This is a genomic window from Robiginitalea marina (genome assembly GCF_024006985.1).
Taxonomy (GTDB): domain Bacteria; phylum Bacteroidota; class Bacteroidia; order Flavobacteriales; family Flavobacteriaceae; genus Robiginitalea; species Robiginitalea marina.
This window is the reverse complement of the sequence record NZ_JAMXIB010000005.1, coordinates 263,391-272,794: the sequence shown is the minus strand read 5'-3', so window position 1 is coordinate 272,794 and position 9,404 is coordinate 263,391. Positions and strand designations below refer to the sequence as shown.

At 54.6% G+C, this 9,404-nt stretch carries 4 protein-coding genes and 1 pseudogene; 1 reads left to right on the top strand and 4 read right to left on the bottom strand.

The window, feature by feature from the left end; genetic code table 11:
• Window positions 1-1,172 (bottom strand): annotated as a pseudogene (locus tag NG653_RS08610) (hypothetical protein); the annotation flags it as partial.
• Window positions 1,173-1,592: 420 nt separating this feature from the next.
• Here NG653_RS08610 and NG653_RS08605 point away from each other — a divergent pair.
• Window positions 1,593-3,182, top strand: a complete 1,590-nt coding sequence (locus NG653_RS08605) for a peptide chain release factor 3 (protein WP_252741284.1) — start codon at window positions 1,593-1,595, stop codon at window positions 3,180-3,182.
• Between the two features lie 136 nt (window positions 3,183-3,318).
• Here the strand turns inward: NG653_RS08605 and NG653_RS08600 are convergent, their stop codons facing one another.
• The 3 genes from NG653_RS08600 to rpoC all read right to left on the bottom strand — a co-directional run bounded on the left by NG653_RS08600 (window position 3,319) and on the right by rpoC (window position 9,376).
• Window positions 3,319-4,461 carry a porin gene (locus NG653_RS08600; protein WP_252741283.1) on the bottom strand — a complete coding sequence of 381 codons (1,143 nt, stop codon included), beginning with the start codon at window positions 4,459-4,461 and terminating at the stop codon, window positions 3,319-3,321.
• 244 nt (window positions 4,462-4,705) lie between these two features.
• Window positions 4,706-5,020, bottom strand: coding sequence for a DUF3467 domain-containing protein (locus NG653_RS08595; protein ID WP_252741282.1), 315 nt, complete (start codon window positions 5,018-5,020; stop codon window positions 4,706-4,708).
• 57 nt (window positions 5,021-5,077) lie between these two features.
• Entirely contained in the window at window positions 5,078-9,376 is a 4,299-nt protein-coding gene (rpoC, locus tag NG653_RS08590; protein ID WP_252741281.1) for a DNA-directed RNA polymerase subunit beta', read from the bottom strand.
• Between the last annotated feature and the right edge of the window lie 28 nt (window positions 9,377-9,404).

Genomic DNA, 9,404 nt, shown 5'->3' with positions numbered 1-9,404 from the left:
GTGCCATCGGTGTTCTCGGGGGTAATCCCTTCCGCACCGGTGCCTTCATACGCATCATCCAGGCCATTGCCGTCCGTGTCCGTACCGGTGGGCGGCACATACCCGTCCGTGGGCTGGCCTTCCAAGTTGTCGGGGATGCCGTCGTTGTCGGAGTCGATGTCTCTGAAATCAGGTTGTAAGTCCCCGTCAGTATTAAGCGGATAATTACCCTCTCCGGAACCCGGATGGGACTCAAAATGGTCATCTAAACCGTTGTGGTCACTATCTATACCGCAGGGTTCCTGAAACGTACTGCTATCCTGTGCTTCCACAACATCCAGGATTCCGTCATTATCCGAATCAATGTCCCTAAAATCGGGCTGGCAATCCCCATCGGTATTCCATGGACCTAGTCCACCCGTAAAGGGGGTGATGGCCTGGTTGCAGGGCCCCACGGTGTCTCCGTGGTCGAGGTGGGCCTGTACAGCGGCAGGTGCCACACTGATCTGGTGGTATCGAAACTTTCCCCCCGGGTTTTTGTTCTCCCGGTGGCACAGGATGACCTTATCAGTTCCCTGATAGCGGGTATCGCGACTATTGAAATCGCAAATTTCATCGCCGGTTTCCTCATAGACATCGTCGAGGCCGTTCTGATTCAGGTCCTGCCCGGAAGGTGGGGTGAAGTTACCTGTCGACTGGGCCTCCCGGTTGTCGAGAATCCCATCATTATCGGAATCAATGTCCAGATAATCGGGTACCCCATCCTGATCGGTATCTACTGGTATCAAGCCTCCGCAGCTGCCGGGAGATTCCTCATAGGCATCATCCAGGCCATTGCCATCTGAATCGACCCCTGAAGGTGCAATATAAACCCCTGGTGCCTGGGCTTCCAAATTATCCAATATGCCATCGTTATCAGAATCCAGATCCAGGTAATCAGGAATCCCATCCCCATCTGTATCCGTTGGGTTGGTATAGGGGTTGGAATCCCCATCGGAGTTCGCATCTTCAATGGAATCCACGATGCCATCGTTATCAGAATCGATATCGGTACCATCAGGCACGCCGTCACGGTCGGTGTCTTCGTGCGGGTTTGACAGAAAAGGATTTGGCGGATTGAGTGCCCAGGGAGTTTCCTCCCCGCGGGCACCTGATAAGGCCAAGCTAAGAAGCAATAAAATAATGTACTTCATCGGGTAATGATTTGGGGTCATTCTTCCTTGTGTTTGCCGGAAAGGACCTCATTCAAGGATTTTTCCATGCGCCAAGCAGGTTACTTGGCAACAACGCTAAGGCTGTCTAACCGTAAAATTACGGCAACCTAACCTCGGGGCTCCGTGATACCGGAACCATTACTCTTTTTTTGGCCCAACGGAAGATATTTTTCGCTGAATGAACAGAATAGATTCGCACTGAAACCGTTCATCGATAAAATATCCATTTCCAAATCCGGGCGAAAATACGGGAAATCCGGCGATTGTGCCGTTTACCGATCAGCCCCTGTGGATATTAAGCAGGCAATTGTTGATAAATTCTCAGAGCGTGGTTTTGTCGGGGGGTCCGACATAGCAGCGGACCGGGTTTTTTTGGTACTTTTGCACAAATTTTTCAGCGTGACCTTTACCGAGGAAATAAAACGCCGCCGGACCTTTGGGATCATCTCCCACCCGGATGCGGGAAAGACCACCCTAACCGAAAAACTCCTCCTCTTTGGGGGGGCAATACAGGAAGCCGGGGCGGTGAAAAGCAATAAAATCAAAAAGGGGGCTACCAGCGATTTCATGGAAATCGAACGGCAACGCGGGATTTCCGTGGCAACTTCCGTTCTGGCCTTTCACTATAAAGACAAGAAAATCAATATCCTGGACACCCCGGGCCACAAAGACTTCGCCGAAGACACGTTTCGAACCCTTACCGCCGTCGACAGCGTTATCGTGGTCATCGACGTGGCCAAGGGGGTGGAGGAGCAGACCGAGAAACTGGTAGAGGTCTGCCGGATGCGCCAAATCCCTATGATCGTCTTTATCAATAAGATGGACCGGGAGGGTAAGGACGCCTTTGACCTGTTGGACGAGGTGGAACAAAAACTGGGCCTGCAGGTGACCCCCCTGAGTTTCCCTATCGGGATGGGATACGATTTTAAGGGGATTTACAACATTTACGAGAAAAACATCAACCTCTTCACCGGCGACAGCAAGAGAAACATCGAAGAAACCATCGCCTTCGAAGACCTGTCGAGCCCCGAGTTGGAACGCCTGATCGGCGCGAAGGCAGCATCCACCCTGCGCGAAAACCTCGAGCTGGTGGAGGGGGTATACCCGTCTTTTGACCGGGAGGCCTACCTTACCGGGGGGCAGCAACCCGTGTTCTTCGGATCGGCATTGAATAATTTCGGGGTGTGGGAACTGCTGGACTGCTTTGTGGAAATCGCCCCGCCACCACGTCCTAAAAAGGCCGAAGAACGGGTTGTGGAACCCTCGGAGCGGCAGATGACGGGCTTTGTCTTTAAAATCCACGCCAACATGGACCCCAAGCACCGCGACCGCCTGGCCTTTGTAAAAATTGTTTCGGGGACCTTTGAGCGCAACAAACCCTATCTTCACGTGCGCCTGGACAAGACCCTGAAATTCTCGAGCCCCAATGCCTTTTTTGCCGAAAAGAAAGAGGTGGTCGACCAGTCGTTCCCCGGAGACATTGTGGGCCTACACGACACCGGGAATTTCAAGATCGGGGATACCCTTACGGAAGGCGAGGTACTGCACTACAAGGGGATTCCGTCCTTTTCGCCCGAGCACTTCCGCTACATCAACAATGCCGACCCCATGAAGGCCAAACAACTCGCCAAAGGCGTGGACCAGCTGATGGACGAAGGGGTGGCGCAACTTTTTACCCTTGAGTTGAACGGCCGGAAAGTTATCGGCACCGTGGGGGCCCTGCAGTACGAAGTCATCCAGTACCGCCTCGAACATGAATACGGGGCAAAGTGCACCTACGAACCTTTTAATGTCCACAAAGCCTGCTGGGTGGAGCCCTCAGACCCAAACAATCCTGAATTCAAGGAGTTTCTGAGGGTCAAGCAGAAATTCCTGGCCAAGGACAAGCGGGGCCAGCTCGTCTTCCTGGCCGATTCGGCCTTTTCCCTTCAGATGGCCCAGCAAAAGTACCCGTCCATAAAACTGCATTTCACCTCGGAATTCGAATAATGCCAGGGGGGTGCAGGGTTGGGAGGTATTTTGGGTACGGGGCTTGTTCTTACTGATTGATGCTTTCAGTCCCCAGGCTTAGCTTACACCTGGGGGGTGGGGGCTTAGCCCCCCATCTCAAAACTACTCCCGCTCCCTAGTGATCATTCCGGGCCCCTCCCCCGAGTTGCCGGTCCAACTTCACCGCCAGGGAGGCACCCAGAAAAAAATTATCATCCACCAGGCCGCTATTTGCCCGGAACACCGGGTCGCGACTGTCCATCAATCGGGCCTCCAGCCGGCATGCCAAAAAAGGGGTCGGGCTGTAATCCAGGTTCCATGACAGCCCAATGGTGCGAAAGCCGTTTGGGGTTCCGGTGTCGATAATGACCCCCTGGGCATCCTGGTAATACTCCAAACGGATGGCCGTTTTCCAGCGGTCCTCCAGGGCATACTGGCCAATGAGCGTTGGGGTGAACCAAAGGTCATAGGTGGTGCTCCCTCTGCTTTCCTGCTGGAATCCAAGGTCAAACCCGGCCAGCAGGCCAATTTTTTCAGTAATCCTGAATTGCCCGTAGAGATTGCTGAAATACCGCATCCTTCGGGTTTCGTCGGGGTCGTCCGTTCCGATAAAGGTGCTCCAGTTCATGGAAAACGCCTTTGACGGGGTATGCCTTACCTGGGTGCCGAATGAAGGCATTGAATTCCCCTCCAGGCGTTGTATCCGTTGCCAACCGTTGACAACCAGGGCTGCGAATTCCCAGGTGTCGGAGGGCTGGTACGAAAACCGGACCCCGGTGAGAAAGTACGGGGAGTTTTCCGCAGACAGCGAGCGGGTAAGGGTCGGGTTCTCAATGGAGATGGCACTTTCAAACCCCAAATGCGAGGGCATTACCCCGGCATCTACCCACAAAGTATTCTCCCGGTTCAGCGCCAGGCCCGCCCAGGCTTCAAACAGGTTCTTCAGAACCCCGGGTTCCGCCGCGTAGTTGTCATTGGCATAGGTGCCTGTCTGCAGGGTAATTCGAGCTCTGTACTTTGGGTGCTCCAAATGAATCCCCAAAAGCCCCAGGTTCAGGTTGAATTCGTTATGCCGGTTGTGGTTATACAGGAAATCCTGCCTGAAGGACCCCTCCGGGGTATTGAAGTCGTAGACATAGTACACATCGGCAAACCCGTGGATCCCGATGGAAGGCGGGGCCTGCCAGGGGTCTTCGCTTTGGGCCGGGAGTATATGGAAAGTAATCGCCGCAAACAGGAACGCCAGGAGATGGGGGCGTCGGGTCACAGGACTGTTCATTTTTCACCTTGAGGTTTTTCTTACTGGCAAAATAAGGGTATTTGGGGAAATATGTCCAAAACCTCCAGGACTTTCGCCGTATCCGGTTTCGTGAACCAGTCGTGGTTCTACCCCTGCCCTTTAAACGCCCTGAAAGCGTTATTATGTCTTCCCGGATAAATGCATTGCTGAGAGGCATTTGCTGCGCGCTGCCAGTGCCTCAAATGGAAAAAAAACTGCGCCCAAAGGCGCAGTTCTTTATTTTCTAGGCTTCCCCCGTCGGGCCAAAATTCAGTGGGATAGGTGGTTGCTCATAATCCTTGATGGGGCCATGGGCCTGTTCGAAACGCTGCACATTATCGGAGAGCGCTTTAAGGAACTTCTTGGCGTGCTGTGGGGTAAGGATAATGCGGCTTTTGACCTTCCCCTTCGGCCGTCCCGGCATCACGGAGATAAAGTCGATCACAAATTCGGACACCGAATGGTTGATGATCGCCAGGTTCGAATAGGTACCCTCGGCGGTTTGTTCGTCGAGCTCGATATTGAGCTGCTTCTGGGGCTCTTTTTCCTTTTCTGACATTGGGTTTGAAATAAAAACCCCCGGCCTTTCGGCCAGGGGTGGTATTGGGTATTCCGATTAAAACTTCAGCTCCTCTTTCCGGGCCATAATTTCGTCGTATTCCTCCTTGGAACCGACAATAATGTTCTCGTAATCGCGCATACCCGTACCGGCCGGGATGCGGTGGCCTACGATCACATTTTCCTTCAGGCCCTCGAGGGCATCCACCTTGCCGCTTACTGCAGCCTCGTTCAATACCTTGGTGGTCTCCTGGAAGGAAGCCGCCGAGATAAAGGACTTGGTCTGCAGGGAAGCGCGGGTGATCCCCTGGAGAATAGGCGTGGCCGTTGCCGCCACGGCGTCCCGGGCTGTAACCAGGGCCTTGTCGGCCCGTTTCAGCAGGGAATTCTCGTCGCGCAGTTCGCGAAGGGTTACCATCTGGCCAGGTTTCAGATTTTCCGAATCGCCGGCATCCTCGACGATCTTCTTGCCGAAAATCTCATCGTTTTCGATCATGAAGTCGTCTTTGTGCACCAGTTGCCCTTCGAGGAACGTGGTATCTCCCGGGTCTTCGATCTCGACCTTGCGCATCATTTGGCGTACGACCACCTCGAAGTGCTTGTCGTTGATCTTCACCCCTTGCAAACGGTATACCTCCTGTACTTCGTTGACCAGGTACTGCTGTACGGCAGAGGGGCCCTTAATGCGCAGGATGTCTTCAGGGGTAATGGAACCGTCAGACAGCGGCATGCCGGCACGGACGTAGTCATTTTCCTGTACCAGGATCTGGTTGCTGAGTTTCACCAGGTACTTCTTCACCTCGCCCAACTTGGACTCGATGACGATTTCCCGGTTACCCCGTTTTATCTTGCCAAAGGAAACGACTCCGTCTATCTCGGTAACCACGGCGGGGTTCGAGGGGTTACGCGCTTCGAAAAGCTCGGTAACCCGGGGCAGACCCCCTGTAATATCCCCTGCCTTGGCCGATTTCCGCGGGATTTTCACCAGGATCTTTCCTTCCTTGATCTTTTCCCCGTCATTGACCATCAGGTGGGAGCCCAACGGCAGGTTATAGGAGCGCAATATCGTACCCTTGGTATCCTTGATATGCAGGGTCGGGATCAGGCGCTTGTTCCGCGATTCGGAAATTACCTTTTCCTGGAAGCCGGTCTGTTCGTCGATCTCCACCTGGAAGGTAACCCCCTGTTCGATGTTTTCGTAAGCAATCTGCCCCGGGAATTCCGAAACGATCACCCCGTTGTAGGGGTCCCACTGGCAAATAACATCGCCTTTTTTAACCTTGGCCCCGTTCTTGACAAAGAGCTGGGATCCGTAGGGGATGTTATTGGTGCTCAGGGTAATACCCGTTTTGGCATCCGCAAGTTTAATTTCAGAGGTACGGGAAATGACCACATCGACTGGCTTGCCTTCGCTGTCCTGTCCCTGTACAACCCTGAGGTCTTCGATTTCGGCGATTCCGTCAAAACGAGCCTCCAGCTTGCTTTCTTCAGAGATGTTCCCTGCAATACCCCCCACGTGGAAGGTCCTCAGGGTCAGCTGGGTTCCCGGCTCCCCAATGGATTGGGCAGCCACCACCCCAACGGCCTCGCCCCGCTGTACCATTTTATTGGTGGCCAGGTTGCGGCCGTAGCACTTGGCGCAGATCCCATGGGTCGCCTCACAGGTCAGGGGCGAGCGCACCTCCACCTTGTCGATGGGGGATTCCTCGATCCGCTGGATGTCAGCCTCGAGGATTTCCTGGCCGGCCCTGAGCAACTGCTCTTCGGTGATCGGGTGATAAACGTCTTGCAGGGCCACCCGTCCGAGGATACGCTCCCCGAGGGTTTCCACTACTTCTTCATTCTTCTTGAGGGCCTCGACCTCAATGCCGCGCAGGGTTTCGCAATCTTCGCTGTTGATGATCACGTCCTGGGACACGTCCACCAGGCGTCGGGTCAGGTATCCGGCATCGGCCGTTTTAAGGGCCGTATCGGCCAGACCCTTCCGGGCGCCGTGGGTGGAGATAAAGTATTCCAAAATCGAAAGGCCTTCCTTGAAGTTCGAAAGGATGGGGTTCTCGATAATTTCACCGCCTCCGGCCGTGGATTTCTTCGGCTTGGCCATCAGGCCCCGCATCCCGGTAAGCTGGCGGATTTGCTCTTTAGAGCCCCGCGCCCCCGAATCGAGCATCATAAACACGGAGTTGAAGCCCTGCTGGTCTTCCCGGATCCGACGCATGGCCATCTCGGTGAGCAGCGCATTGGTAGAGGTCCAAACATCGATCACCTGGTTATAGCGCTCGTTGTTGGTAATAAGCCCCATGTTGTAGTTCATCATGATATTGTCGACCTGCTCATTGGCGTCGGCAATCATCTCAACCTTTTCCTCAGGGATGATGATATCGCCCAGGCTGAAGGAAAGTCCCCCGCGGAAGGCGAAATTGTACCCCATGGTCTTGATCTTGTCGAGGAAATCCGCCGTTGTGGGCACATCGGTCAGGGAGAGGATCTTCCCAATGATGTCTCGGAGCGACTTCTTGTTCAGCACCTCATTTACAAACCCGGCCTTTTCAGGCACCACGGAGTTGAACAATACCCGGCCCACAGTGGTTTCCAGGATCTTGTAAACCAGTTCGCCCTTTTCGTTCAGGTCCTTCACCCGCACCTTGATGCCGGCGTTCAGGTTTACCTTGTTCTCGTTATAGGCGATTTCCACCTCTTCCGGGCTGTAGAAGGTAAGCCCTTCCCCGGCCACCGGGAATTCTTTTGTGGAATTGCGCTGCTTGGTCATGTAATACAACCCCAGTACCATGTCCTGTGAGGGAACGGTAATTGGCGATCCATTGGCCGGGTTCAGGATATTGTGCGAGGCCAGCATCAGCAGCTGGGCCTCCAGGATAGCCTCCGGGCCAAGGGGCAGGTGTACCGCCATCTGGTCCCCGTCAAAGTCGGCGTTGAAGGCCGTACATACCAGGGGGTGCAGGCGGATGGCCTTGCCCTCTATCAGGCGGGGCTGGAAGGCCTGGATCCCCAGACGGTGCAGGGTGGGGGCCCGGTTCAGGAGCACCGGATGCCCTTTCAGCACGTTTTCCAGGATGTCCCATACCACGGGTTCCTTTTTGTCGATAATCTTTTTAGCCGATTTGACCGTCTTTACAATGCCCCGCTCGATGAGCTTGCGGATCACAAAAGGCTTGTAAAGTTCGGCAGCCATGTCTTTGGGAAGACCACATTCGTACAGCTTCATTTCAGGGCCAACCACAATAACCGATCGGGCGGAGTAATCTACCCGCTTCCCTAGCAGGTTCTGGCGGAAACGCCCCTGCTTGCCTTTAAGGGAATCGGAAAGGGATTTCAGCGGACGGTTCGATTCGGTCTTCACGGCCGAGGCCTTCCGGGTGTTGTCGAACAGGGAATCCACAGCCTCCTGCAGCATCCGCTTCTCGTTCCTCAAAATCACTTCAGGGGCCTTGATCTCCATCAGCCGCTTAAGGCGGTTGTTGCGGATGATCACCCGTCGGTACAGGTCGTTGAGGTCGGAGGTGGCAAAACGCCCTCCATCGAGGGGTACCAGGGGACGGAGCTCAGGCGGGATCACGGGGATGACCTTCATGATCATCCACTCCGGGTTGTTTTCCCGGTTGTCCTGGGACTCCCTGAAGGCTTCCACAACCTGCAGGCGCTTAAGCGCCTCTGTCTTCCGCTGTTTGGACGTTTCGTGGTGGGCCTTGTGGCGCAGCTCATACGAAAGCTCTTTCAGGTTCAACCTGGAAAGCAAATCGATGAGGCAATCTGCCCCCATCTTTGCGATGAATTTGTTCGGGTCGTTCTCGTCGAGGTACTGGTTCTCCGGCGGGAGGGATTCCAGGATGTTCAGGTACTCCTCCTCAGTGAGGAAATCCATTTTTTGCAATTCCTCCCCATCGGGGCCCTTGGCAATACCGGGCTGGATGACCACATACCGCTCATAGTAGATGATCATATCGAGCTTCTTGGATGGAAGCCCCAGGAGGTAGCCGATTTTGTTCGGCAGTGAACGGAAATACCAGATGTGTGCCACGGGGACCACCAGGTTGATGTGCCCCACGCGGTCGCGGCGCACCTTCTTTTCGGTCACCTCCACGCCGCACCGGTCGCAGACGATGCCGCGGTAGCGGATACGCTTGTACTTCCCGCAGGCGCATTCGTAATCCTTTACGGGTCCGAAGATGCGCTCGCAGAACAGGCCGTCCCGCTCCGGTTTATGGGTGCGGTAGTTGATGGTTTCGGGCTTAAGGACTTCCCCCCTGGACTCCGCCAGGATGGCTTCCGGGGAAGCCAGGCCGATGGAAATCTTGTTAAACCGCTTTACTGTCGTGGTATCATTTAGTCGAGCCATTATGCTATGCTGCTAAAATTAGTTGAAA

Excerpts from the sequence above, each read along its gene's own strand:
- NG653_RS08600 (WP_252741283.1), bottom strand. The coding sequence starts at position 4,461 with ATGAACAGTCCTGTGACCCGACGCCCCCATCTCCTGGCGTTCCTGTTT.
- NG653_RS08595 (WP_252741282.1), bottom strand. The coding sequence starts at position 5,020 with ATGTCAGAAAAGGAAAAAGAGCCCCAGAAGCAGCTCAATATCGAGCTC.
- rpoC (WP_252741281.1), bottom strand. The coding sequence starts at position 9,376 with ATGGCTCGACTAAATGATACCACGACAGTAAAGCGGTTTAACAAGATT.